Source organism: Amycolatopsis sp. PS_44_ISF1, from assembly GCF_032335455.1.
Lineage (GTDB): Bacteria > Actinomycetota > Actinomycetes > Mycobacteriales > Pseudonocardiaceae > Amycolatopsis.
On the sequence record NZ_JANUXO010000002.1, the window covers coordinates 2633715 to 2659255 of the forward strand.

Genomic DNA, 25541 nt, shown 5'->3' on the forward strand with positions numbered 1-25541 from the left:
GACCCACTCACCCCGTTCCACCCGACGGAACCGGCTGCCCGGCCGCGGCCGGGTCCAGCGCGGGGCCTGTCGGCACCAGTGCCAGTAACCCGCTCGGAAGCGGCGACCCGGCCACGGAACCGTAACCGAGCGAAGCCAGCGCCGGGGCGCTCGCGACCGGATATTTCCGGCCCATGTCCGTGACCAGGTAGGTCGTGCCGGAACCCGCGTCCGTGACCACCGCTCCCCCGGACGGCGGCACGAAGACCTGGTCGGCGACCCGGGCGTCACCACGGCCGGCCGCGGTGATCGCGCGGCCACCGGAGGGCAGCGGGAAGTCCGCGGAGACGAAAATCCTCCCGCCCTGGGCGCACAGGGTCACGGAATTACCGGTGATCGGCGCCTTCCCGGGAATCCGGTCGGGGTACGCGGCCGGGTCCGCTGTACGCGGCTCCGCCACCTTCGCAACCGAAGCGACGTCTGCGGCCCGTACGGACACAGGGGCGGGGCGGCCGTCGTACGCGGCTTCGTTGGCAGAGGTGGTGACCAGCAGACTCGCCTCGGTCTGGCCGATCGGCTGGAGACCCCCGCTCAGCACGAGGTAGTAGGAGTTCGCGGCGCCGGGCGCGGCCATCGCGTCCACGACCGCGAGCACTTCACCGACGCGGGTGCCCGCCGTCCCGACCCGAGGCCCGGGTTCGCCGGCGCCCGGCACCGGGATCGCGCCGAGGTCGCGTCCCGCGGGCACGGTGTCGATCCACCGGGAGGAGACGGCGATGGTCGGGTAGCTGTCGAACTGCAGCGCGGCGGCGGCCTCGTTGCTGAGCTTGTACCGCCGTCCGCCGGTCACGAGGTACCGGTCGCCTGCGGGCAGCCGGACGATCACCCCCGCGTCACGGGGAAGCTCGACCCCGTTCCCCGGCACGCCCACGAGCACCGCCACCAGCGGTTCGGCCGACGCGGGCGCATCCTGCGTGGTGCGGCTGCAACTGCTCCACGGCGTGGTGGCGAGCACCGCGGCGGCGGGCAGCGAATCGGGAGCGCCGGGGATGCCGATCTGCGGCCCGCGCGGCGCGGTGCCGAGGTTGGCGGAGGAGACGGAGACGGTCGCATCACCGTTGCCGCCCGCGAGCAACCGGGCGGAGGCGTAGTTGAGCACGGGATGCACGGCCCCGTCAGCGCCGAGCACGAACCGCGCGCCCGTGCCGTCTTCGACGATCACGCGTCCGCCCGCGAGCCAGTCCTTGCCCCCGGACGGGTTCAGCAGCCCGATCACCCCGAACACCGCGGTGACCAGGACGGCCACCCCCAGCCCCAGCACCGTGCCGAGGACCAGCCGCCGGCTGGGCGAGGTGGGATGGTTCGCATCGGCCGCGACCAGCGCGGAGACCAGCCGGCGCCGCAGGAACTGGTACGCCTGGATCTGGTCCCGCTGCGTCCACACGCTGTCCCGGCCCCTCTTGTTGCGCGCCTGTACCGGCGCCCGAGGCTAGAAGCCGGCGGCGAGGGCGACGAGGGTAATTTTTACGCCCACGCGAAGGGGCGCAGGACGCTAGCGTCACGGCACCGGGCCAGGGATGGGGGCCCGGGGAAGGGGAGCCCGTGTCCGTCTCAGCTTCATCCGGCCCAGCTTCATCCGGCCCAGCTCGGCGCGGCCCGGGCGCGCCCACGCACGCCGCCGGGGCACCCCACAGCGAGCGGGCTTCAGGTCAGCTCGGTTCGGCCACTCCAACCACGACACCACCCGGGGGAACGCCGCGTGGCGGTCCACAACGCGACGAACCACAGCGCGACGGCCAACCCGGCGACCCGGCCACGCCCACCTCACCCCACCGCGACGGAGGGCCCACCGGCCCAGCCAACGCGACGACGTCCAGCAGCGCACGCCACAGCGGACAGCCCACCGGCCCAGCCACCACACCGCCCGCCGGAACACCCCGCAGCGGCCGCGCCCATCCCCCCGGTTCAACCACCACGCCACCGGACCGAACGCCCCCCAGCAGCGACCAGCCCCACAGTCCAACCACCACACCACCAGGCGGAACACCCCGCAACAGCAACCAATCCAGTGGTCCAGCCACCTCTAAGCCTGGCGGGAGACCCTACGGCGACCAGCCCACCACGCCAGCCGAGGGAATGCCTCGCGGTGCCCGGCCAGACTCAGGCGGCCCGATGTCACCGACCGGGGAAAGGTCTCGCAGCGACCATTCGGGCTCGGCCGGTCCGGCATCACCGACCGGCGGAATCCCCCGCGGCAGCCGGCCGGATCCGGCCGATACCGGCCAGCTCGCTAAGGCTTCTTCCACTCAGTCGGCGCTGCCCTGGCTGTTGCCGATCCGGCCGATGCAGGCCGCGTTGTGGGAGATCCTTGCGATCGTTGTGCTGCTGGTCTTCACCCAGCCGCAGATCGCGCAGCCAGTTCGGATCGCTGTCGCCGCGGTGGCCGGGGCGCTGCTGCTCGCGACGTCGGTCCGGTTCGCCGGACGTCACTTCGCCGCCTGGATGTGGACCTGGCTCGGCTATCGGCTGAGGCGGCACGACAGCCGTCAGGACAGCCCCGACCCGTTGCACCGCGTGGCCGGGCCCGTTCAGGTGCGCCAGCACGTGGACCGGGCCGGCAACCGTTTCGGCGTCGCCGAGCTGGACGGCGACTGGTGCGCGATCGTCCGCCTCACCCCCGGGCCGGCCGAGCCGTCCACGGAGGCGCTGGTCGAGATCATGCACACCGCCTTCCACGGCACGGACATCCCGCTGGCCGCAGTGCAGTTGCTGACCTGGACGGCCCCGCACGGGCCCCAGGTCTACCGTGTGCGCTGGCTCGCCGTGCGCTACCGGCCGCAGGACGCGCCGATCGCCGCCCTCGCCCGCGGCGGCGGACAGCTGGGCGCGCTGCGCAGCACCGCGAGCGCCGCGCTCAGCCTGATGGTCGCCCTCGCCGAGGCGGGGTATTCGTCCACGGTGCTCGAAGCCGCCGAGCTGACGACCGAGCTGCGAGTGGCACTCGGCGTCCAGTCCGCACTACAGGCCCAGGACAATGATGGCGAGGGGTGGAAGTCCTGGTCCTGGCACGGGGCCACCCAAGCTTGTTACACGCCCAGGTTTTCCGGCTGGCCCGGGCTGTCCGGCACCCCGCTCGACCTCGCCCAGGCGCTTGGCGTCGTGGTCCCCGGCGCGACCTTCACCGCGACCTCGGCCACCCTCCGCCGCACTCCCGGCGGCCGCGAGCGCACCGACGTCACGATCCGCGTCGGCGCCCGGCCAGGAGAGGAAATACCTGCGCTGAAAGGGGTTTCGGCCGTTCCACTGCACGGCGGGCACGGAGCGGCAGTGCGGCGGACGTTGCCACTCGCATTGACCTGAACCGCGTCCGGACTCGACCTCTTCCGTCAGGCGCTCACCCCCTTCTCCCAGATCGACACGTGTTTGGTGCTCTCGCCGGTGAACTCCGAGCGGTCCCAATCCGCGAAACGGTCCTTCAACCTCATCCCGGCGATCCGCGCCATCAGGTCCAACTCGGCCGGCCAGGCGTAGCGGAAGGGGATGCGCCGGAACTTCCCGGCCCCATCCGGCGACACCGTCACGTGGTTCGACGTGAACTGCTGCGTGACGACGTCGTACTGATCGAAGCCGACGTAGCCCCCGCCCTCGGCGCCAGGCGCCATCGCGAACGGAACGACGTCCTGCCCGGGCGGCAGGCGCCGCAGGTCCGGCAGGCCCACCTCGACCAGGAACAGACCGCCGGGCCCCAGGTGCGCAGCCGCGTTGCGGAAGACCTCGACCTGCCCGTCCTGAGTGGTCACATTGCCGATGGTGTTGTACACCAGGTAAACCAGCGAAAATTCACCATCCACCCGCGTGCTCGTCATATCGCCGATCGTGACCTCGACCGCGTCACCGCCCGGTCTGGCCGCGATCCGCGCCGCCATCGCCCGGCTCAGCTCGATACCACTCACCGGCACGCCGCGAGCGGCCAGTGGCACAGCAATGCGCCCGGTTCCGACCGCGAACTCGAGCACCGGTCCGTCACCCAGGCTTTCGAGGAGGTCCACCGCGGGCATCACCACTTGGGGCGAGTTCGCGCCGCCAGGGTCGTCGTAGCCTATGGCCACACTCTCGGGAAACCAGCCGTCCTCCGGATTGTCGCTCGCGCTCACCTCACTGATCACGGCCACCGACCCTACGCTTGTGGCCATTCGGCCCTCACCTCCTTTTCAATGGGCGATACGACCACGGTACCACCGAATAGAACACACGTTCGAGTGATGATCCGAACAAATGTTCTAGGTAGATTGGTGATATGAAATCCCGAAGCACGCAAAACCCGAACTCGAGCACTTCAGCCGCCAAGGTCCACAGCAGACGGAAAGGACGCAATCCGAGTAGATTCGGAAGACCGAGAGCCAGCCACAGAAGTCATTACCCAGCAGGAAATTTGGGCGAGAAGACAGCAGTGGCATGCCCATGTCGATCACCTACCCCTGGACAAAACTCTGTCCTTTTTAGACCGAAGTCACCTCGTCCGACTTCTACGCACCGGCCTTTTCGGCTCAGTCAGTCTGAACCCGGCAGGATCGGGGCGGAAGCTTCAGTCGGCCAGATCCGCGCCCGGCACCAATACTTCCAGCGCACTGCCCGGGTTGAGCAGGAGGTGCCGGCCGGCCAGCTCAGCCCCGAGCTCGCGCACCGGTACCGGACGGAAGGCCTGCCCCGGGGGCAACTCCGGCAGATAGCCCTCCGAGGTGTACGCGGGCACGGCCTCGACCTCGTCGTGCCGCACGGGAATCGTGGCCCGGTCCGGAGCCGAAGGGGTGTAGAGCGTCGCGGCCAGCAGAGCGGACCGGACGGCCGCGTCGTCACCGCGGCCGGTGACGGCGGCCTGCAACGCAGCTTCGAGTTCGTTGCCCGGGGCGGGGAAACCCCAGGCCAGCGGGCTGGGCCGGTAGTCGGCGTTACGGATGAAGCCGCCGGTGATCTCGCCGTGCTCATCCACGCAGTAGGCGCCGGCGACTGCGGAGCCCGGCACGTCACCGGTGCCGGTGTAGGCCGGATCCACTACGTAGAGCCAGCTGTCCGGTGCCTGCCGCGCGCGTTCGCGCAGTTCCGGGGTCACGGGCGGGTCCTCTGGGCCCTTCACCGCGGTCTCCGATCCGTCGGGTTGGTCCGCCGCGGTCACGGCTGGAAGTCCGGGTTGGGGATCCAGGTGCTCTGGACGCCGCTCTTACCCGGGAGGATCTTCGGTGGGGCGCCGGGCGCGCCGAACGGCTGCACGTTGTAGTTGCCGGTGATCTTGTTCGCGCCGGCGATCTGCGAGCCCGGGATGTGGTCGACCGCGGCCCATTCGTCCTGGCCGTCGAACGCCTGCACCCGGCCCGGGTGCGAGGGCAGGTGGACCATGCTGCCCGCATCGCCCTTGATCGTGTACACGTAGCCGTCGTGGCCGTGGTACTGGGTGCCGCCCTTGCCCCAGAAATCGGCGCCTTCGGTGACCTGAGCACCCGGCTTGATCGGGACGAACTGAACCCCGGTGTTGTAGTTGCCCGAGGTGGACACGTAACCGCTGCCGGACCCGTAGGACCGGTGCTGGTGCGTGTCGATGTCGTAGATGGGCGGCTTGTTGTTGCGAATCGCGTCGGAGGTGAGACCTTGTTTGAACACGACCTCGGGTGGCGCTCCCGAACCGTGGTAGACGTAGCCCGGCGCTTCCGTCGGGTTGTGCGAGAAGTCCGGCCGCGCGGGCTGGTGCGCGGGTGGCGGCGCGGCCTGGTCGGTGATGTCCTCCGAATCGGAGTCGTGCGAACGCGACGGGTTCGAGGTGCTGCCCGTGTCCTGCACGTGGGCCGCGTCGTCCGAGGCGCCCGGACGGGTGCCGTCACCGAGGTCGACCTCGGAGCAGCTTCCCGGCGCCAGGCCCAGCGGGTCGGCCACCCGCAACGGGTTGTCCACGTAGGCCACCGGGTTGGGCGCGGGGGCGAGGCCGAGCGGGTCCTGGCTCACGTACCGGCCCGTGGCCGGGTCGTAGTAGCGGTAGACGTTGTAGTGCAGTCCGGTTTCGGCGTCGAGGTACTGGCCGGGGAAGCGCAGCGGGGTGCTCGTCACCCCGCCGCTGCCCGGCAGATCGCGGCCCCACACCGTGGCCCGGCCCTGCCAGCCGAGGCCGCCGGCGGCGTCGAGCAGTTCGGTGGGCCGGCCGACGGGGTCGGTGACGATGGTGTGGAACAACCGGATCCCGCCGGTGCTCTCGTGCTGCGCGACCGGCGCGTCGGTATCCGGGTCGTAGTCCCAGGTGCGCACCCGGGTCGTCCCGTCGGGGCCGCAGTGGGCCTCCTCGACGAGCTTGCCGCCGTCCCACACGAACTCGACCTGCTCGGCGATCTCGCCACCATGACCGAAGCGCTGCTTGGCGATCCGCCGGCCGATCGGGTCGTAGCGGTAGCTCCAGCGCGTGCCCTCGGGGGTGGTCACCCCGGTCAGGCGGTCCTGGGCGTCCCAGCGGTAGCTCCAGACCCGCTCGCCGGCCCGGCGCTGGACGACCCGGCCCTGGGCGTCGTGCCGGTACGCGACGGAGCCCGCGCCGGTGAGGGTGTTGCTCGCGTAGCCGCGCGGTCCGGTCTCGGGCGAGCCCGCCCCGGCCCCGGCCGCGGCGCTGGAGACGATGTTCCCGGCCGCGTCGTAGCGGTAGCCCTCGCGCCGGTCGGGGCCGATCGCGTCGACGACTCGGCCCGTGGCGTCGAGCTGGAACTGCACCACACCGGTGACGCTGTCGGTGGTGTGCACCAGGTTCCCGTCCGGCCGGTAGCCGTAACGGCGCTGCCGGGCCGGGGTGTCCTGCACGGTGAGCCGTTGCTCGGCGTCGAACGCCTGCGTGAGCAACGTCTGCCCGTCGACCGACCGGCCGGTCTCGCCGCCGGCCGCGTCGCGGCCGAAGGTCACCACGTGGCCGCCGCCGGACAGTTCGACCGGGGCACCCTGGTCGCCGAAGGACCAAACACTGTCCACACCGGACGGAGTACGGCGGTGCACCCGGCCGGATTCGTAGGCGAAGGTGGTGGTGCGGCCATTGGTGGCCTGGGTGATCACGCGGCCGCGTTCGTCGCGCTCGTACTCGATGACCACGTCGGCGTCGGCCGCGCGGACGAGCCGGCCGACCGGGTCGTAGGAGTAGCTCGTGCGCCCCGACGGCGTACGCCGCTCCACGAGGTTGCCCAGGATGTCGTAGGTGTACTCGGACAGCTCGCCGAGGCCGTTCAGCGAGCGGGCGAGGCGGCCGACCGGGTCGTACTCGAAGCGCAGCGTGCGCCCGTCGAAGTCGCGTTCCTCGGTGATGCGGCCCTCGTGATCGCGCAGGTAGCGCCAGGTCAAGCCGACCGGGTTGGTCACCGACGCGAGCCGCAGCTCGGTGTCGTAGGTGTAGGTGGTGCGCGCCCCGCCCGCGTCCACAGTGGCCACCACGACGTCGAACGGCCCGTACTCGCGCCGCGTGACCGCGCCGACCTCGTCGATGTGCGCGACGTCGTTGCCCTCGGCGTCGTAGCTCCACTGGGCCCGTCCGCCACCCGGGCCGACGCGGGCGGCCCGCAGTCCCTCGACGGTCCAGTCCAGGCGGACCTGCCCGCCGGGCGCCGCGAGCAACGCGGGACGGCCGAACATGTCGGGGACGTAGCCCGCCGAAGGCTGTGCGGCCTCGGCGACCGCGTCCGGCGGGGGTGCGCCAGCGCCGTCAGCGCCGATGCTGCCGGTGCCCTGGTGGCGGAAGCCGGACGCGACGCCGAGCTGACCGGTGAACGGGTCCGGGGCCTCGTCGTAGACCCGGGTCCAGGTGCGCCCGGCGTCGCGCACGCTGATCGCGGCGACCGCGCCGTCGCGCAGGTGAACCCGCACCACGGTGCCATCCGGCCGGATGACCTGGCTCAGTTCTCCGGCGGCGTCGTACTCGTAGGTGGTGACGCGTCCGAGCTGGTCGGTACGGGTGAGGAGCCGGTCGTACCGGTCCCAGGTGGACTCCCGGGCGTGGCCCGCCGCGTCGACCTCGCGCACGACCTGGTTGGCCTCGTTGAGGTGGTACTCGGTGCGGTGGCCGAGCGAGTCGGTGTAGGTGGTGACCAGCCGCTCCCGGTCGTAGGCGAAGCTGCCGTCGCGGAAACCCTTGTCCCCCACAGTTTTCACGCAGCGGCCGGCGGCGTCGTAGATGTAGCGGTACCAGGTGCCGTTGCGGTCCTGCCAGCCGGTGATGCGGCCGTGGAGGTCGTAGTCGAACAGCATCGGGCGACCGGAGGAGTTCACCACCTGGGTGAGCCGGCCTTCGGTGTCGTAGCCGTAGCGGGTGGCCGACGCCCGCACGCCCGCGTCGGGATCCACCACGGAGATCGCGGTGATCCGGCCGCGGGAGGTGGTGAACTCGACCTGGTAGCCGTCGGAGTGCCGGATCCGCAACGGGCTCGCGTCCGGGGCGTACTCGACGCGGTAGCTCTGCCCGGCCCCGGTCACCGTGGTGAGCGGGAGCAGGCCGGCGCGCTCGCCGGGCACGGGGTCGAACCGCGACTGAGTTCCGCGCACGGGCCCTTCGAGCACGTAACCGCCGTCGAGCCGGCGGGTCAACGGCCACCGCGGGCCCTCCACCGGCAGGACCGAGGTGCCGGGGGCGGGCAGCGGGTAGACCAGGATCATGCCGTCGGGCGAGAAGTAGCGGACGGCCTCGCCGCCGACCTCGAGTCGCTGGTCCACTGTGGACGCCCAGGACGCGCCGAACCAGCGGCCCGCGCGGTAGGAGGAAACGTGCAGGCGCTCCAGGGCCAGTTCGAGGGTCAGCGGCAGCACCAGGTCGGTCTGGTCGAGCACCATCTCGCCCGTGGCGACGTCGACCGGGTCGGTCTCGCAGACGCGGCCGTTCTTGCCGACCGCGGTGCCGCGGGCGGCCCCCGCCGGAGCCTGGGGATCGGCGGCCGGGCTCTTGGCCGTCTGGTCGCCGGGCCGGTCGGAGGGCTCCGGCTCGGGCTTGGTCTGCACCGGCGGGTTCTCCGCCGGCGAGGAGTGGGGATCCCTCGGCTGTGGGTCCGGGTGCGCCCCCGAGGTCGTGGTCGAACCGCCGTCGCCGGAGCCGGAGTGGTCGCCGGAGCCGGAGTGGTCGCCGGAGGTGGTGACCGAGTAGTCGCCGCTCTTGGGGGTGCCGCCGCCCTCACCGCTCTTGGGCGTCGGGGCCTTCGGCGGGGCGTCGATCTTCGACGTCTTCGGCGGGGCGGAGACCTTGCCGCCCTTGATGCCCTTCAACGCCTTGCCGGCGTCTTCGAACAGGGTCCCGGCCTTCTTGAGCAGCGGGATCAGCGCCTTGAGCGCCTTGACCAGCTTGGTCGTGACGTTCGCGATGGACGAGGCGGTCTTCGCGACGGCGGCGACCACCTCCGGCACGACCCAGGCCAGGCCGATGCCGAGGGTGAACACCACCTGCAACGCCCAGCTGATCATGTGGCCGATCAGCTCGGAGATGATGTCGCGGACCAGGGTGCGGACGGCGGCGACGATCTCGCCCGCGGTCTTCACCCCGCTCGAGGCGCCTTCGCAGCCCTTCTGCGCCGACTGCAGCAACGCCACCACGTCCTGGCTGCGCTCGCGGTAGGCGTCGCCCGCCGGGCCGGTCCAGGACTGGGTGTCGGCCTTGACCATGGCGTCGAGGTCGCCACCGACCCCTTCGAGCTCTTTCGCGATGTTGGCCCAGGTCTGCGACTGCGCGGCGATCTCGTCCGCGTTGCCCGTGAGGCCGTTGAGCGCCTGCTTCAGCGGGCCGACGTGCTCCATCAGCCAGCTCACGCCCGCGGCCAGGATCGCGCCGAACGGGTCCATCGCCATCGACAGCGCGTCCAGCGCGGTGCCGACCGCGCCCATCGCCACCGACGCCCAGTCGCCGGACTTGATCGCGTCCGACAGCCCGGCCGCCGTCTCGGCCAGGGAAATGCCCGAGTACGCCTTGGTGGAGTCCTCCGTGGGCGCAACCAGCGGGTTACTCACGCGTACGACCTGCCCGTCTGCTTGATCCAATGCCAGTTGCCGAAGCTACCAGACCAGCGGTTATGGCCCTGGATCAAGCAGGCGCGCGCGACCGAAACGGGCGGCGCGGCCGAAACGGGAGGATCAGCCCCGCACCGCCTGGTAGACCCCGGCGATCATGGCCACGAACGGCACCAGCGCGAGCAGCACCAGGAACTCCGAGACGTCCAGCAGGCGGGACCAGTACGGCGAGCGCACGCCGCGGGCCACGCGGGTCGCGTAGCTCAGGCAGACGACCGCGGCGAGCACGAACACCACACCGGTCACCAGGATGGCCATCCGGTTGCCGTCCGAGAGGAGCCAGCCGCCGGCGGTCAGCAGGATCACGACGCCGAAGGCCGCCAGCACCAGGCGCTGGGTGCGGCCGGCGTAGGAGCGCGAACGCTGGATCCAGCCGATGCCGAGCAGTCCGGCCAGTCCGGCCTCCCACGGCCCGCCCGCCGCGGCGAGGGTGACCGCCGACGCGAACGCCACCAGGCCGAGCGCCACGAGCAGGGCGGTCAGCAAGGCCTGCGCGTGGGTGGTCCGGCCGACCATGTCCTCACCGAACGACGGTTGTTCGGTGGCGCGGAAGGACTCCATATCGTCCGGCACGCGGGGCAGGGGCAGCCGGCCCAGGCGCAGGGCGAGCATCGGCGCGACGGCGGCCAGCGCGGTGGCCACCACGGCGGCGACGGCGGCCGCCGCGACCGGCTTCACGCCCGCCAGCAGGACCACGCCCGTGGTGATCGCGCCGAACCCCGCCGAGACCGTGACCGCGACGAACCACGGCAGCCGGTCGGCCACCGACACCGCGGCCAGCACGCCGTAGACGGTCACCGCGGCCAGTCCCGCGGCCAGCGGGCCGGCCGAAAGCGAGAACACCGGGTGCGGCGGCAGGATCGACATCCCGGCGAGCAGCGCCACGCCGACACCGGCCAGCGCGCCGGCCGAACCCGCGCCCGAATCGCCGTACGCCCGGCTCAGCGCGCCGCCGCCGAGCAGCAGCACCACCGCGAGCAGGCCGGTGCAGATCGGCGCGAGCGCGCTGCCCGAGGTGGCGGACTGCACCAGCAGCCCGCCGCCGAGCAGCAGCACCACGGCCGCCGCGATACCGGACCGGCGCGCGACCCGTGGGTTCCAGGCGTTCGACGTGGACTCGCCGACACTGGCGATCGAGTCCACCACGTCGTCGAACAGCAGGGGGCCCCGCGGGCGCTCCCGCGGGGTCAGGTGCAGCACCTCACCGTCGCGCACCTGGGCGGCGGCGACGGTGAGGCCGAGGGCGAGCGGGGCACCGCCGAGCCGGGAGAGCACCCAGCCCGGGTGCTCGGCCGCGGCCTGGCCGGACGCCCCGGCCAGGCGCACCAGCTGCGGCACCAGTTCGGCGAAGGTGCTCTGCTGCGGCAGCGCGACGTCCACCCGGGCCCGCGGCGTCACGATCGTCACGCGCCGGGTCGAGCCGGCCAGCAGGGCGGGCGCGCTCACTGCACGGACCTGGACGCCTCGATCACCGGGGCGAACTTGGCGCTGCTCGTCTCGGCCAGCTTCTGCAGGCCGGCGTTCACGGCCTCCAGCACGATCTCCGAGAGGTTGCGGGCGTCGTACTCCCGGATCGCGCGCGGATCGATGTCGATCGAGGTGAACCGGCCGTCGCCGCGCAGGACGACGGTGACCTCGTTCTGCCGTGAGGCCGCTTTGACCTCCAGCGCCTCCACCGAGCGCTGGATGCGCTGGACCTCGTCGGTCTGCCGGCGGACCTGCGCCAGCAGCTCGTCCATGTCCGGCACGGCATTGGGGTCGGTCACCACGGTTCTCCTTCTCCTGCGGGGTTTTTCCGGCGCAGGCGCACGCTGGCGACGAACTGCCGGAAGTCGGGGGTGAGGCGGCGCGCGGCCTCGGGCGCGGCGGTGAAGACGAGCTCCAGCACCACGCGGTCGACCGGCCCGTCGGGACCGGGCACGGTGAGGTGGACCTGGGTCTGCACCAGCTCCTGGCCCTCGCCGGTGCGCAGCCGCAGCACCTGGGTGAGGCCGGGCGCGTCCGCGGCGCCGAGCTCATGCCGGCCGGCCACCTCGACCAGCGCCATGGTCCGGCCGAGCCGCTCGACGGCCTCCTCGGCGATGTCGGACAGTGGCGCCGGATCGGGCCGCTGCCGCACGCCGAGCGTGATGTTCGGGGTGAAGCCCGCACCCGCCTCGCGGTGCACGGCGACGAACACCACCCCCGGCGCGCCCGCCTCCGCCGGGGCGAGCGGCGTCCACCCCTCGGGGACGTCGAAGCCCAGCGGGAGCGAGACCGTCTCCGCAGCCACGCCGCTCACCCCGCGTCCACGCGGACGGCGGCCCGGGTGCGGGCTACGGCGTCAGCTCCCCGGATCTCGGTGGTACCCCGGGTTTTCCGGTCCACGCCGCTCACCACGATCCCACGTAGTGCGCCGCGTCGTCCCAGGCGTGGCCGACGGCGTCGGCGGCCTGGCCGGCCGTGGTGCCGACCGCGTCCACCGCCGCGCCGCCGTACTCGGTGATGGTGTGGCCCAGTTTCGGCAGGTCGATGTCGATCTTCGCGCCCACGCCCGCGCCGAGTCCGAGAGCGGCACCGGCCTTGAAGTTGACCTTGATGTGCCCGGCGTCGTACACGGCCTGGCCGTCGAGCTGGGCGCCGAGGCCGTACTGGAGCGTGCCGTTCGCGCCGACGCCGACCCCGGCGACGTCGGCCGCCACTTCGCCTTCGACCTTGCCGCCGACGAACACGTCACCGTGCACGCCGAGGCCGTGCGCCCCGAGCTGCGCCGAACCGGAGAGCTCGCCGCCGGCGAACGCCGTGCCCTTCGCACTGGCTTCCGCGACGCCCCACTCCTGCTTGCCCTGAAGCTCACCGTGCAGCGCGGCGAGCTCCGCGTGTCCGGACGCCTTCGCGTCCCAGCCCTGCGAAGTGACCTTCGCGTCGTACTCGGGATCGAGGCCGTCTTGCTCGTGCTGCCATTTCGCGTAGGTGATCTCGGTGTTCTTGGCGAGCTTGTTCTTCAGGCCCTCGGGTTCGGGCTGGCCGAAAGGGGTGTTCGCCTTCTTCGGCGCGCGCGTGCCCTCAAGGCCGTCCGCGGTGAGCTTCTTCCAGCCGGAATTGCCGAACCACGATGGCACCGTGCGCGGGCGCTTGCGGCCGTCAAGCGGCTCGCCGTTGAGCCAGTGCAGCGCGCCCGTGCCCCACTTGCCCAGCTCGTGCTCCAACCTTCCCGCACCTTCGGGCGGGAACAGCCGGGCCAGGGCTTCGCCCAGCTCTTCGGAGACCTGCTTCGCCGCGGCCACCGCTTGTTCGCCGAGCCGGCGGGCGGCGGAGATGAACGCACCGACCGCGTTCGCGTCGGCGGCCTTGGCCTGGCTGGTCAACTGGGCGCCGTACTGGTCGAACTGCGCGAGCACCGCATCCACGGCGGCGCGGGCCGACTGGAGCAACTGCACCGCGGCGGCCAGTCGTTGGCCCTGATCGGCCAGCTTCTTGGCGTGGTCGTTGAGGTCTTCAGCCAGTTTGCCGGACGCGGTGGCGTACGCGATGTAGGCGTCTCCGTCCCAGTCAGCGTGAAGTTCCTTCGCTGACCGGGAAATTTCGGCCGCCTTGCCGGTCACCGTCGACGCCTGGGTGGTGCACCGCTGCGACGCGGCGTTCAGCTCCGCCGGTTCGCCCGTGACCCGGTGCCGGTACTCCACCAGCACCTGCCGGTAGCCCGACAGCACGGAGCCGACCACCCCGGAGGCGTCCACGGCGGCCACGGCCTAAGCGCCCTTCGCGTCGATGTCCACGTGCTGCTGGAAGTGCCGGCCGTCGTAGGTGAGGTCCAGGTTGATGTCGAGGTCCTGGCCCGAGGGGGCCTCGACCGTCGACTGGCCGGTGGACAGGTCGGTGTGGATGACCACCTCGTTGGCCCCGGCGGGAACGACCGGGGCAACTGGGGCAACTGGGGCGGCCGGAGCACTGGGCACGGCCGGGGCGTGGGCCGAGGGGTCGACCGCGATCCAGCTGTTCGACGGGTCCAGCCCGGGTGTGGTCCCCAGCGCCGGGGTGGTGCCCAGAGCCGGGGTGGTCCCCAACGAAGGCGTGGCGCCGTTCGTGGTGCCCAGCGAAGGCGTGGCGCCGTTCGTGGTGCCCAGGGCGGGCGGGATGTAGTCGGTGAACGACGGCGGCCCGCCCGGGACGCCGTTGCCGCCGCCCGTGCCGCCCGCCGTGGCGCCGCCGATCGCCTGCTGCCCGGATGCGCTGGCGACCGGCGGCGGGGTGACGGGCGCGGTGACCGGGGTGCCCGACACGGTGGCGTTGCCCGCGGAGCCGGCGGCGGTCGCGCTACCGGCGTCCCCGCCGTGGAACAGCTTCTCGATCTCGCCGATGATCTGCGCGACCTGCGTGATCTGGTTGGCCAGGTCGACCGCGCCGAGCGCCTTCAGCAAGGCGCCGACCGAGGTGATGAACGCGCGCAGCGAAGCGCTCGTCGCCGTCGACAGCGCCACCGCGGCGCCGTAGGTCCACCAGTTCGACATCAGCGACGCGACGGTCGGGTTGACCGCCGAGACCACCGCGCGGTAGGCCTCCTGCGCGGTTTTGATCAGGGTGCCGGACACCCCCAGGAGTTCGGCACCCTTCTGCACCACGCCGATGATCTTGGTCAACTGCGAGAGCGAGTCGGTGATCTTCTTCAGCGCCGATTCCGACGCGGCGCCGGACCAGGTCTGGCCGAGCGCGTCCGCGGCCTTCGTCAGCTCCGTGTAGAGCGACGTGAACTCGGTCGCCTTGTGCAGCAGGTCCAGCACGTGCTTCGCGATTTGCTCCGGCTGGCCGGTGACGATCTGCGGCAGCACGGTGATCGGGCCGCCCGAGGACGCGGTGGCGTCCATCGCGCTGGAGTTCGGGAAAGTCAGCATCGCACCTACCTTGGTGGGGAATCGGGGAGTCAGACGACGGCCGCGGGCCGGTAGACGCTGACCTTGGCCAGGCCGTGCAGGCCCGGGTCGACCAGGCCGTGGTTGTAGAGGGCGCCGCCGTCGCCGGCGACGGCGATCACCGGGGCCGAGCCGGCGGATCGCAGCGGCTCCACCACCACGACGTCGCCCGAGTGGACGCCGCCGGGCACGTCGCCGAAGGTGCGGGCGGTGCCGGCGTAGACCTCGATGAGGCCCACGCGGGCCTGGTTGCCGGTGTCGCCGGCGAGCCAGTCGTTGAAGTCGGACACGCCGTGGAAGCGGGTGCCGGTGATCGGGTGCTCGCCCAGCCGGCCGAAGTTCGCGTCGCCGAGGTAGCGCAGGACGTTGCCGACCGAGCCGGGTTCACCGTGGGCGCCGGTGCTGTCGTTGATCGCGAGCGTCGCCAGCTCCCCGGCGTGCGGGGTGCCCCAGATCGACGAGGAGGCGGGGGCGGGCGCGGAGTGGCTGCCGTAGCCGCCGGCCACGGCCTGATCGGCCGCCTGGTAGGCGTCGGCGCTGCTCTTGACCAGCCCGTTGATCTGCTGCAGCAGCTGCAGCAGACTGCGCACGGCCGTGACCTGACGCGAGTGCAGCGCCGCGCCGGCCGCGGCGACCGCGCTGCCGAAGGTGGCGAACGAGGCGGGCTGGACCACCAGTTTCTCCAGGTCGGAGACGGCGTTGATGCCGTGGGCGATGATGGCGCCCACGTTGCCGACGGTCGAGCGCATGGCCTCGGGCTCCGCCCGGTACTCGCCGGTCGTGACCACGGCCCTCCTTCCCTGACGTGTCCTGGTGCCTCCCCCAGGAGGCGGCTCGGACGAGGGTAAGTTCGCCCCCGGGGGCGGGCGGACGGCAAAAGTACCCACCGCGACGGCGGTGATGGTGGCCAAAATACGGGGCATGAGCCCGTCCCGTGACCGCCTCGACCTGCTCGGCGAGCAGCCTGGGGAGATCATGCTGCAGTCGCCGCCGATGCTGCCCAAGAGCGGTTCGGGCGGCCTGATGCAGCTCATGATGTTCCTGCCGATGATGCTCGGCATGGGCGCGATGTCGTTCGTCTACATCGGACGCGACGGCGGGGTGATGACCTGGATCTTCGGTGCGCTGTTCATCACCGCGATGGGCGGCATGGTGGTCATGTCGCTGGGCCGCGGCGGGATGGCCAAGAAGGCGCAGATCAACGAGGAGCGCCGCGACTACCAGCGTTACCTCGCGGGCCTGCGTACCCGGGTGCGCACGATCGCCGACTCGCAGCGCGCGACGCTGATCTCGCAGCAGCCGGACCCGGTGGACCTGTGGGCGTACGTGGAGACCGGGCAGCACTGGGACCGCCGCCGCGGCGATCGGCATTTCGCGCTGGTGCGCGCGGCGACCGGGCCGCAACCGCTGGCCGCGCCGCTGCGCGCGCCGCAGACCGTGCCGCTGGAGGACCTGGACCCGGTGTCCTCGACCAACCTCAAGCACTTCATCCGGACCTACTCCACCGTGGAGGGCCTGCCGGTCTCGCTGCAACTGCGGTCGTACGCGGCGGTCACCCTCTCCGGACGGCGGCCGGAGGTGCTGGGCCAGGTGCGCGCGGTGCTGGCCCAGCTGGTCACCTTCCACTCCCCGGCCGACCTGCGCGTGGCGTTCTGCGTGCACCCGGACCGGACGCACGACTGGGACTGGGCGAAGTGGCTGCCGCACGCCACCGCCCCGGCGCAGGCCGACGCGACCGGCCCGCGCCGGCTCGTCGCCGCCGAGGCCGGTGCATTGGCCGGTCTGCTGGGCCCGGACCTGGGCGAGCGCCCGGCGTTCACCCGGCGCCCGGCCACCACGCCCGAGCTGCCGCACATCGTGCTGGTGGTCGACGGCGGCGGCACCTACGGCGAACCGCGGCTGCTGGCCGAGGACGGCCGGCTGGGGATCACCGTGCTGGAGGTCGGCGCCGAACAGCCGCGGACCGCGTCCACCGGGCACCTGCTGAGCCTGCACGTCAGCGCGGACCAGCTGGGCATGGTCGTGCTCGACGGCGGCACCGAAGCACGGCTGGGCTTCCTCGGCACGCCGGACCAGCTCGACCGCGGCGCGGCCGAAGCGCTCTCACGGATGCTGACCCCGCTGTACCAGGGGGCGACCGTGGTCAGCGAGACCCCGATGTCGGCGACGTTCGGGCTGGCCGGGCTGCTCGGCATCGGCGACCCGCGCGACACCGATACCACCGTCACCTGGGCGCCGCGCGCGGCGCGCGACCGGCTGCGCATCCCGCTGGGCGTGAACCCCGAGGGACGGCCGGTGGAACTGGACCTCAAGGAGTCGGCCGAGGGCGGCATGGGCCCGCACGGGCTGGTGATCGGCGCGACCGGTTCGGGCAAGAGCGAGCTGCTGCGCACGCTCGTCACGGCGCTCGCGGTCACGCACTCGTCGGAGAAGCTGAACCTGGCGCTGATCGACTTCAAGGGCGGCGCCACGTTCGCCGGGATGACCGGGTTGCCGCACACCTGCGCGGTGATCACCAACCTCTCCGACGACCTCGCCCTGGTCGACCGCATGGCGGACGCGTTGAACGGCGAACTGCTGCGGCGTCAGGAACTCCTGCACTCGGCGGGCAACTACGCGTCGGTGCGCGACTACGAGAAGGCCCGGGCGGACGGCGTGGCGCTCCGGCCGTTGCCCTCGCTGCTGGTGATCATCGACGAGTTCTCCGAGCTGCTCTCGTCACGGCCGGAGTTCATCGACCTGTTCGTCGCGATCGGGCGGCTCGGGCGTTCGCTGGGCATCCACCTGCTGCTGGCTTCGCAACGACTGGAGGAGGGGCGGCTGCGCGGGCTCGACTCGCACCTGTCGTACCGGATCGGGCTGCGGACGTTCTCGGCCTCGGAAAGCCGGGCGGTGCTCGGGGTCGCCGACGCCTACCACCTGCCGCCGGTGCCGGGATCGGCCTACCTCAAGTCCGACAACGACACGCTGACCCGGCTCAAGGCCGCCTACGTCTCCAGCGAGCTGCCGCCGCGCAGCCGGATCGTGCGGGAGGACGGGCAGCAACTGGGGGTGCTGCCGTTCCTGCTGAACCCGGTGGAGGTGCCGGTTTCGGCGCAGCCGGCCGCGCCCGTCGCCGAGGCCGGCACGGGAGAGACGATCATCGGCGCGATGCTTTCGCGGCTGGAGGACCGGGGCCCCGAGGCGCACCAGATCTGGCTGCCGCCGCTGTCCGAGCCGCCGACCCTGGACCAGTTGCTGCCGCCGCTGGGCGAGGACCCGGAACGCGGGCTGTGCCCGCTGGGCTGGGGCGGCAACGGGAAGCTGATGGTCCCGGTGGCGCTGGTGGACAAGCCGTTCGAGCAGCGCCGCGACCTGCTGTGGGCCGATTTCGCCGGCGGGGCCGGGCACGCGGTGGTGGTCGGTGCGCCGCAAAGCGGCAAGTCGACTCTGCTGAAGGACATCGCGGCGATGCTGGCGCTGACGCACACCCCGGCCGAGGTGCAGTTGTTCGTGCTGGACATGGGCGGTGGCGCGCTGGCCCCGATCGCGGGCCTGCCGCACGTGTCGGGTTACGCGACCCGCCGGGACGCACAACGCTGCCGCCGGGTGGTGGCGGAGCTGACCACGCTGCTGGAACAGCGCGAGGAGTTCTTCGCCGCCAACGGGATCGAGTCGATGGCCACGTTCCGCCAGCGGCGTGCGGAGTTCACCGAAAGCACCGAGGACCGCGAGTTCGGCGACGTGTTCCTGTTCGTGGACAACTGGACCACGATCCGCCAGGAGTACGAGCAGCTGGAGGAGCAGATCACCGGGCTGGCCGCGCGGGGGCTCGGATTCGGCATCCACGTGGTGATCACGATGAACCAGTGGATCGGCGCCCGCGCGCAGTTGCGCGACGCGATCGGCACCCGCTTCGAGCTGCGCCTGGGTGATCCGGCGGACTCGTCGATCGACCGGAAGGTGGCGCAGAACGTGCCCGCGGACCGCCCCGGCCGCGGTCTCACGGCGGACAAGCTGCACTTCCTGGCTGCCCTCCCCCGCGTCGATGGCGACCAGCGCCCGGACACCATCGGCGCCGGCGGCCTGGACCTGGTCCGCCGCGTGACGGCGGCGTGGCCCGGGGCCCGCGCCCCCCAGGTCCGGCTGCTGCCTCCGGAGGTGGCGCTGGACGCGCTGCCGGTCGCCCCGCCCCGGCAGGTCACGCTGGGCATCGCGGAGTCGAGCCTGCGCCCGGTCCACCTGGATTTCGCGACGGACCCGCACTTCGTGGCCTTCGGCGACGTCGAGTCGGGCAAGAGTTCTTTGCTGCGCGCGATCGCGAAGGGTATCTCGACCACGTTCACCCCGGATGAGGCCCTGATCCTGGTGGCCGACTACCGCCGCGCGCTGCTGGGCGTGGTGGACGAACCGCACCTGCTGGGTTACGCGGGCGCGGAGAACCAGTTGACCGGACTGGTCGACCAGTGCGCGACGGCGATGCGCAACCGCCTGCCCGGCCCCTCGGTGACCCCGGACCAGTTGCGGAACCGTTCCTGGTGGCGGGGCCCGGACCTGTACGTGCTGGTCGACGACTACGAGCTGGTGGCGGCGGTCGGCCGCAACCCGCTGCTGCCGCTGCTGGAATTCCTGCCGCAGGCCCGCGACATCGGCCTGCACCTGGTGATCGCCCGCTCTTCCGGCGGCGCGGGCCGGGCGTTGTTCGAGCCGGTGCTGCAACGCGTGCGGGAGCTGGGTTCGCCGGGCCTGGTGATGTCGGGCGCCAAGGAGGAGGGCGCGCTGATGGGCGAGGTGAAGCCTTCACCGCAACCACCGGGCCGCGGCACCCTGGTATCGCGGCGGCACGGGACCGGGCTGGTCCAGGTGGCCTGGACCAAGCCGGAGGATTGAGCGGGGGTTTCGGCCGACCTCGGTCTCGGTGCCGGAGAGGCAGCCGAAACAGGACACGTCCCAGCCGGCGGGGACTCCGCGGCGGGCCAGGTCCGCGCTCGATGACGGGCGCCTGGACGGCCTCCAAGCACCGCAGGTCCACAAGCGACAACACACCGGCTACGGCCCGAGCGGCGCAGCTCGGCAGCGGGGCGGACCGCCGGTTACTCCGAATGGCCCACAACGGAGTTCGCAGTCAGACCCGACTTCGGTAGGTTACAAACTCACCGCCCCCTCTCCTACGTTGGTGAAATCGTTTCGTCCGGGACGATTTCCGTTGAGCCAAGGGGATTTCCATGCGTTTGTCGAAGGCTGTAGCTGTCGCGGCCGGGGCGGCCGCGGCGCTGAGCATCGTGTCGGCGGAAACGGCCGGGGCCGAGACCGCGGGCACGAACATCATCGGCGGGTCGACCGTCAGCTCGGCGCCCTGGGGCGCGCAGATCTTCTGGGACGACGTCACCACTTTCGGCGGCTTCGAGTGCTCCGGCACGATCATCGCGCCGCAGTGGGTGCTCACGGCGCAGCACTGCCTGAACGACCCGGGCATGCACGTCAAGGTGGGCAACGTCGCGCTCGGGAAGGGCACCGAGGTCGCCGTGGACCAGCAGCAGGCCTCGCCCAACGGGGACATCGCCCTGCTGCACCTGGAGTCCGCTGTGGACACCACGTTCATGAAGCTGGGCACCGGTGACCCGGCCCGGGGTACCACCAACCAGATCTACGGCTGGGGCCGCACCCAGGGCAACAGCCCGCCCTCGTCCACCCTCAAGACCGCCAACGTCAAGGTCACCGGCACCAGCACCGACGCCTTCGACGGCCCCGCGATCGCCAGCAAGGGCGTCAACGGCGCGTCCTGGCACGGCGACTCGGGCGGCCCCGAGCTGAACAACGGCGTCCAGGTCGGCGTCTGCTCCACCGGCGAGAACTCCGGCAGCGACAAGAACGGCACGCAGAACTACGCCAGCGTCGCCGCCAGCCGCGACTGGATCTCCTCCACCGCGGGAGTCTGATCGGAAAGCCGCCCGCCGCGCCGGAAACCCGGTCGCGGCGGGCGGTTCACTCGCTCCATGCCCTTGAGCGCCGCCACGGTGCTGGAGATCCTCGACCGCCTCCGGGCGTGCGGCCTCGACGTCCGGCTCACCGGCGGCTGGGGCGTCGACGCGCTGTTCGGCCGCCAGACCCGCGAGCACGCCGACCTCGACCTGCTGCACCGCGCCGAGCAGGAGACCTCCGTACTTCAGGCCCTGCCCGACTTCCGCGAGACCGAGGACGCCCTCCCGGTGCGGTTCGTCCTCAGCCGAGACGACGGCGCCGAGCTGGACCTGCACCCGTTGCACTTCGCGCCCGACGGCTCCGCCACCCAGGCCGCCGACGACCACGGCGGCTGTTTCGTCACCGGCGAGATCGCGGGCACGCCGGTGCCCTGTCTTTCCGTGGCCCAGCAGCTGTGCTTCCACAGCGGTTACGAGCCCCAGCCCCGCGACCTCGCCGACCTGCGTCGGCGGTTCACCCTCCGAGCAACGCCGCCTTGTCCGGCTTCCCCGAAGCCGCGACCGGCACGGCGTCGATCACCTGGAACGTCGTGGGCACGGCCGCCTCCCCCAGTTCCGCCGCGACTAGCGCGCGCAGCTCCCGGAAGTCCGGCGAGCCGCCTGGTGACGCGACGACGAACGCGTGCATCGCCTCCCCCGTCCGCTCGTCCGGCGCCGCCACCACGTACGCCTGGTCCACTCCGGGGCCCGACGCCAGGGCGCGCTCGATCGGCCCCAGGTAGTGGATGATCGCGTTGACGATGGCCACGTCGCGCGTCCGCCCGGTCAGGTGCAGGAAACCGTCGTCGTCCAGCCGGCCCGCGTCCTGCGTGCGGACCCAGCCCTCCCGCAGCACCGACTCCGTCAGCCCCGGGTCGTTCCAGTACCCCGCGAACGCGGTCGGCGTGCGCACGTAGACCTCACCTTCGCGCACCTGCACCGAAACCGGCCCCCACGGCCGTCCCACCGAGCCCAGCGCGGACGGGTGCCGGGCCACGTCCTCGGCGGTCAGGATGGTCAGCTTCCCGGTCTCGGTCTGGCCGTACCCCTGCTGCAGGCCCGGCCCGATCCGCTCGAACGCTTCCGCCATCAGCCCCGCCGGCACCGGCGAGCCCGCGACGGTCAGGGCGCGCAGGGAAGACAAGTCGACTTCCGCGCCGCGCAGCACGTCGAGCACCTGGTACAGCCGGGGCACGGTCATCAGCGCCGCGGTGACGTCGAGCTGCGGCAGCACCTGCGGGAAGTCGGGCCGCCGGTCCGGGATCACGGCCGTGCCGCCGGCCAGCAGGCAGGCTTCGAGGTGCATCACCATCACCGCACTGCTCAGCGTTCCGAACAGCAGGAACCGCCGGTACGCCTCGGTCACGTCCCAGCCCGACGGCCCGCGGTGCTCCGGGCCACGCGCCGCCAGCGCCGCGTAGCTGAAGGCCACGCCCTTCGGCAAGCCCGTGCTGCCGCTGGTGAACACCACCCAGCCGATGTCCCCGAGCCGCCCCCGCGGCACCGGTTCCTCGTGCGCGGCCAGCAATTCCGGGCCGATCCGAAGGATCCGGACCCCGGTGGCACGCAGGTGCGGCGTCTCCCCGGGCTCGTCCACCACCACCGCGGCCAGGTCCGCGACCACCGCTCGCAGATGCGCCTGCGGCAGGCCCGCGCGGACGCCCACCGCGCGGCAGCCCAGTATCTGCGCCGCGAGCTGCGCGGCCCAGCCCTCGGGGGTCACCGCGGTCGAGATGCCGACGCCGTCGCCCGGTCCCAGCCCGGCCCGGCGCAGCCCGGCGGTGAACCGGCCGATCAGCTCGAGCACCTCGGCCCGCGTGACCACCCGCGGCCCGTGCTCGAACGCCGGGCGCCCCGGCTCCCGGGCGAGCACCTCCAGCAGTGCCTGCGGATAGACCATGTCCACGCCCTTTCCTACGCCGGGGACATGGATAACGGAGAGTTCTCAGAATTCCGTCAGAGCCGGCCCTGGCGGCCGCCCGCCCCGCGGGCTCGGCCGGACCGGCGCGTTGACGAGCGTGCGATGATCAACCCGGACCGCCACGGCCCTGTGGGTAATAGTGCCGTCAACGCGACCGGCAGTTGTGCCGTTTGACCGAGACCCCGGCTTTTCTAGCGTGACATTCACAACGCGCGGGCAGGGAGCCCTGCCGCGCACCGGGATTCGTCCGCGAGAGGGAAGGAGGTGGCCCGCCGATGTCCAGTCCGGGATTCCAGGCAGATTCAGCTGCCATGACGCGCGCCGTCCAGGGTTTCGAGGAGACGGCGTCCAACGCCAAGTCCACCATGGCCAGCTTGGAATCGGAGCTGACCGAAACGCTGCGCAACTACAAGGGTGACCAGGCCGTCGCGTTCTGGGACCTGCAGCGCCGGCTCCAGGAGAAGATGACCTCCGCGGTCCGCGAGCTGGACACCATGTCCCAGCTGGTGCACACGAGCCACACGAACTACAACAGCGGCGACTCGGACGTGCACCAGAGCTTCCAGAGCGTCAGCCACAGCGTCGAGGGCAATGTGATCCCTCGACTCAACCTTTGAGCCGAAAGGACCCGAGAAGATGGCTGACGTCGTCGAAATCAACTTCGCCGCGCTGCAGTACAGCTCGGCGTCGCTGGCCGCCAAGGCCAAGGCGCTGACCTCCCAGCTCGAGCAGCTGCACCAGAACCTGCAGCCGATCACCTCGACCTGGTACGCCTCCGGCAGCTCCGCCGGTGAGGCCGCCCGCCAGTCGGAGACCCGGCTGCGGCAGGCCACCGCGGACATCGTGGCGATCATCGCGCAGTTCGGCGGGAAGGTGGGCGACGCCCACGACCTCCAGTCGCAGCTGGAGAACCGCAACCAGGGCCTGTTCGCGGGCTGAGGGCGCTCTTCACGTCGGCCGGCCGGTGCGAGTACCCCCCGCTCGCACGGGCCGGCCGGCTTTTCCGGTCCGTACCCGCGCCCCACGAGAGGGTCTGGAGAACGATGCCCGACCAGTCGTACTACGTGCATCTGCAATCACTGAAGGACTTCGTGCGGGAGCTGGAGACCCAGATCCACGCGATGTCCAAGCCGAACGACTTCCTGCTCACCCTCGGCGACCACCCGCTGCTGTTCGGGGAGTTCGGCGAGGCCGCTTCGCTCGTCGACGCCCACCACGCGGCCGTCGCGGAGATGCAGGGACTCCTGGACCAGGTCCGCAGCGCGATCACGTTCGCGCAGGACGTGACCACCACCGTCGCCGACGGTTACGAGCAGGCCGACCAGAACGTGGCCGGTGACCTGCACCAGTCAGGTCAGCAGACCGGGCTGCTGGATCCGCTGCTTTCGCTGCTGGGCCTCGGCGGTGGCAGCAACGCGAACTCCGGGGGGACCCACGGATGACCGAGACCGCGCACACCAACTTCGCCGGGTACACCCACCAGCAGTTGTACGCGATGCTCCAGGCCGGTGACCCGAACAGCGCCCAGTCCGCCGCCGACCAGTGGAACTCGACCGCGATCGGGCTGCACGAGCAGGCCGAGAACCTGTCCAAGGAGCTGTCGGACTTCACCGGCTCGTGGACCGGCGGCGCGGCCGACCAGTACCAGACCATGATCACCGACCTGGCCGGCGGCATCCGGAAGGTCGCGCAGACCGCGCAGGGCATGCAGCACATGCTCGAAGACGCCGCCGAGGCGCTGGTCAAGGCCAAGACCGAGATGCCGCCGCCGGTTTCGGTGCCGGACGTCGCCCCGGCCGACCTCGCGCTCGCGGTGAACCCGCCGCTGCTGCCGCCGGACTCCTCGCCGGCCACCGTGCTCGCCGCGGCCCAGCAGCGGCAGCAGGCCATCACGAACGTCGAGGCGCAGCAGCAGGCCGCGAACGCCGCGGGCTCCGCGCACGCCAAGGCCATCGTGGTGATGAGCCAGCTGGCCACCAACTACACCGCGGCCGAGGACTCGATCCCGGTTTCGCCCAACGCGGCCACCCCGCCCTCGCCCACCCCGGGCGGCGGGGCCTCGGGTGGCGGCGCCGTCACGGGCAACGCCCGGCCCGGCTCCAACCTGGCCGTCGACCCGGCCGTCGACACCCACCCGCTGCCGGTCGACGGCTCCGTGCCGCCGGTCGCCCCGGGCCCCGGCGCCACGGCGGCCCCGAGCAGCCCGCTGTTCGGCGACATGTTCACCGCCGGCCTCGCCGCGGCCTCGGCCGCCGCCTTCGGCCGGTTCGGCTCGATCATGCCGAAGGTCCCGGGCTGGGCCAGTGGCAAGGACCAGGAAGACAAGAAGGACGATCCGGCCGCCCCTGCGTCCGGCGGCGGAGCGGGCACCGAAGGCGGGGTCGGCGGCGGCATCCCGATCGGCGGCGGTGACGCGCCTTCCCTCGGTGGCGGTGGCGGGGGCATCCCCACCGGCGGCGGCCTTTCCGGCCCCGGTGACGCCCCGGCCGCGCACTCCGGCCTGGCCGGCGACGGCGGCGCGTCGAACGTCCTGAGTGGACTCGCGGGCGGTGCGGCCGGAGCCGCGGGCGCGGCGGCCAAGAGCGCGATGCCGATGATGCCCATGATGCCGATGGGCGGCATGGGCGCGGGCGGCGACCTCGGCTCCGGCCGGCGGATCCCGGCGTGGCTGGTGGAGACGGAGAACGTCTGGGGCCAGCAGGCCCCGGTGGCTCCGTCGGTGATCGGCGAAGAGCCGGAAGCGTACTGAGGGGG

Annotated in this window: 18 protein-coding genes and 1 pseudogene; 8 read left to right on the top strand and 11 right to left on the bottom strand. The window is 72.0% G+C overall.

Features of this window, described 5'->3' with window-relative positions; genetic code table 11:
- Positions 1–7: 7 nt before the first annotated feature.
- Complete coding sequence (gene eccB, locus NYF13_RS25965; protein WP_315660251.1) at positions 8–1423, bottom strand: type VII secretion protein EccB; 1416 nt, start codon at positions 1421–1423, stop codon at positions 8–10.
- 899 nt (positions 1424–2322) lie between these two features.
- On the opposite strand from eccB, the gene NYF13_RS25970 reads away from it, so the two are divergent.
- Positions 2323–3339 (top strand): type VII secretion protein EccE, encoded by a 1017-nt coding sequence (locus tag NYF13_RS25970; protein ID WP_315660252.1) that lies wholly within the window; start codon positions 2323–2325, stop codon positions 3337–3339.
- A gap of 26 nt (positions 3340–3365) precedes the next feature.
- Here the strand turns inward: NYF13_RS25970 and NYF13_RS25975 are convergent, their stop codons facing one another.
- From NYF13_RS25975 to NYF13_RS26015, 9 genes are all read right to left on the bottom strand, one after another.
- Positions 3366–4145, bottom strand: a complete 780-nt coding sequence (locus NYF13_RS25975; protein WP_315660253.1) for a class I SAM-dependent methyltransferase — start codon at positions 4143–4145, stop codon at positions 3366–3368.
- Positions 4146–4564: 419 nt separating this feature from the next.
- The gene (locus NYF13_RS25980) at positions 4565–5089 is read right to left on the bottom strand and encodes a type VII secretion system-associated protein (protein ID WP_315660254.1); all 525 of its coding nucleotides are present in this window, start codon (positions 5087–5089) and stop codon (positions 4565–4567) included.
- Positions 5090–5148: 59 nt separating this feature from the next.
- On the bottom strand, positions 5149–9978 hold the full coding sequence (locus NYF13_RS25985; RefSeq protein WP_315660255.1) for an RHS repeat-associated core domain-containing protein: 4830 nt from the start codon (positions 9976–9978) through the stop codon (positions 5149–5151).
- 123 nt (positions 9979–10101) lie between these two features.
- On the bottom strand, positions 10102–11484 hold the full coding sequence (eccD, locus tag NYF13_RS25990) for a type VII secretion integral membrane protein EccD (RefSeq protein ID WP_315660256.1): 1383 nt from the start codon (positions 11482–11484) through the stop codon (positions 10102–10104).
- On the bottom strand, positions 11481–11804 hold the full coding sequence (locus NYF13_RS25995) for a YbaB/EbfC family nucleoid-associated protein (RefSeq protein ID WP_315660257.1): 324 nt from the start codon (positions 11802–11804) through the stop codon (positions 11481–11483). Before NYF13_RS25995 ends, eccD begins: the two co-directional genes overlap by 4 nt.
- A complete protein-coding gene (locus NYF13_RS26000; RefSeq protein ID WP_315660258.1) occupies positions 11801–12310 on the bottom strand; it encodes a hypothetical protein in 510 nt (169 codons plus the stop codon). The genes NYF13_RS25995 and NYF13_RS26000 overlap by 4 nt, the downstream gene beginning before the upstream one ends.
- A 100-nt stretch (positions 12311–12410) precedes the next feature.
- On the bottom strand, positions 12411–13766 hold the full coding sequence (locus NYF13_RS26005; RefSeq protein ID WP_315660259.1) for a hypothetical protein: 1356 nt from the start codon (positions 13764–13766) through the stop codon (positions 12411–12413).
- A 3-nt stretch (positions 13767–13769) separates the two neighbouring features.
- Positions 13770–14909 (bottom strand): hypothetical protein, encoded by a 1140-nt coding sequence (locus NYF13_RS26010; protein WP_315660260.1) that lies wholly within the window; start codon positions 14907–14909, stop codon positions 13770–13772.
- 29 nt (positions 14910–14938) lie between these two features.
- Entirely contained in the window at positions 14939–15715 is a 777-nt protein-coding gene (locus tag NYF13_RS26015; RefSeq protein WP_315660261.1) for a WXG100 family type VII secretion target, read from the bottom strand.
- A 133-nt stretch (positions 15716–15848) separates the two neighbouring features.
- Here NYF13_RS26015 and eccCa point away from each other — a divergent pair, with 133 nt between their 5' ends.
- The 3 genes and pseudogenes from eccCa to NYF13_RS36800 all read left to right on the top strand — a co-directional run.
- A complete protein-coding gene (eccCa, locus tag NYF13_RS26020) occupies positions 15849–19796 on the top strand; it encodes a type VII secretion protein EccCa (RefSeq protein ID WP_315660262.1) in 3948 nt (1315 codons plus the stop codon).
- Positions 19797–20131: 335 nt separating this feature from the next.
- Positions 20132–20845 (top strand): trypsin-like serine protease, encoded by a 714-nt coding sequence (locus NYF13_RS26025; protein WP_315660263.1) that lies wholly within the window; start codon positions 20132–20134, stop codon positions 20843–20845.
- Positions 20846–20902: 57 nt separating this feature from the next.
- Positions 20903–21322 (top strand): annotated as a pseudogene (locus tag NYF13_RS36800) (nucleotidyltransferase domain-containing protein); the annotation flags it as partial.
- Between the two features lie 19 nt (positions 21323–21341).
- Here NYF13_RS36800 and NYF13_RS26030 read toward each other — a convergent pair.
- Positions 21342–22766 carry a long-chain fatty acid--CoA ligase gene (locus NYF13_RS26030; protein ID WP_315660439.1) on the bottom strand — a complete coding sequence of 475 codons (1425 nt, stop codon included), beginning with the start codon at positions 22764–22766 and terminating at the stop codon, positions 21342–21344.
- A gap of 296 nt (positions 22767–23062) precedes the next feature.
- On the opposite strand from NYF13_RS26030, the gene NYF13_RS26035 reads away from it, so the two are divergent.
- The 4 genes from NYF13_RS26035 (at position 23063) to NYF13_RS26050 (ending at position 25536) form a co-directional block, all read left to right on the top strand.
- Entirely contained in the window at positions 23063–23404 is a 342-nt protein-coding gene (locus NYF13_RS26035) for a WXG100 family type VII secretion target (RefSeq protein WP_315660264.1), read from the top strand.
- A gap of 19 nt (positions 23405–23423) precedes the next feature.
- Positions 23424–23726, top strand: coding sequence for a hypothetical protein (locus NYF13_RS26040; RefSeq protein WP_091617569.1), 303 nt, complete (start codon positions 23424–23426; stop codon positions 23724–23726).
- 104 nt (positions 23727–23830) lie between these two features.
- Positions 23831–24229: a hypothetical protein gene (locus NYF13_RS26045; RefSeq protein WP_315660265.1), complete on the top strand. Its 399-nt coding sequence runs from the start codon at positions 23831–23833 to the stop codon at positions 24227–24229.
- Positions 24226–25536, top strand: coding sequence for a WXG100 family type VII secretion target (locus NYF13_RS26050; RefSeq protein WP_315660266.1), 1311 nt, complete (start codon positions 24226–24228; stop codon positions 25534–25536). The genes NYF13_RS26045 and NYF13_RS26050 overlap by 4 nt, the downstream gene beginning before the upstream one ends.
- Positions 25537–25541 lie beyond the last annotated feature (5 nt).

Bases quoted from the DNA above. Each gene is read 5' to 3' on its own strand.
- NYF13_RS25970 (WP_315660252.1), top strand. From the start codon at position 2,323: ATGCAGGCCGCGTTGTGGGAGATCCTTGCGATCGTTGTGCTGCTGGTC.
- NYF13_RS26010 (WP_315660260.1), bottom strand. From the start codon at position 14,909: ATGCTGACTTTCCCGAACTCCAGCGCGATGGACGCCACCGCGTCCTCG.
- eccCa (WP_315660262.1), top strand. From the start codon at position 15,849: ATGAGCCCGTCCCGTGACCGCCTCGACCTGCTCGGCGAGCAGCCTGGG.
- NYF13_RS26025 (WP_315660263.1), top strand. From the start codon at position 20,132: ATGCGTTTGTCGAAGGCTGTAGCTGTCGCGGCCGGGGCGGCCGCGGCG.
- NYF13_RS26030 (WP_315660439.1), bottom strand. From the start codon at position 22,766: ATGGTCTATCCGCAGGCACTGCTGGAGGTGCTCGCCCGGGAGCCGGGG.
- NYF13_RS26035 (WP_315660264.1), top strand. From the start codon at position 23,063: ATGTCCAGTCCGGGATTCCAGGCAGATTCAGCTGCCATGACGCGCGCC.
- NYF13_RS26040 (WP_091617569.1), top strand. From the start codon at position 23,424: ATGGCTGACGTCGTCGAAATCAACTTCGCCGCGCTGCAGTACAGCTCG.
- NYF13_RS26045 (WP_315660265.1), top strand. From the start codon at position 23,831: ATGCCCGACCAGTCGTACTACGTGCATCTGCAATCACTGAAGGACTTC.
- NYF13_RS26050 (WP_315660266.1), top strand. From the start codon at position 24,226: ATGACCGAGACCGCGCACACCAACTTCGCCGGGTACACCCACCAGCAG.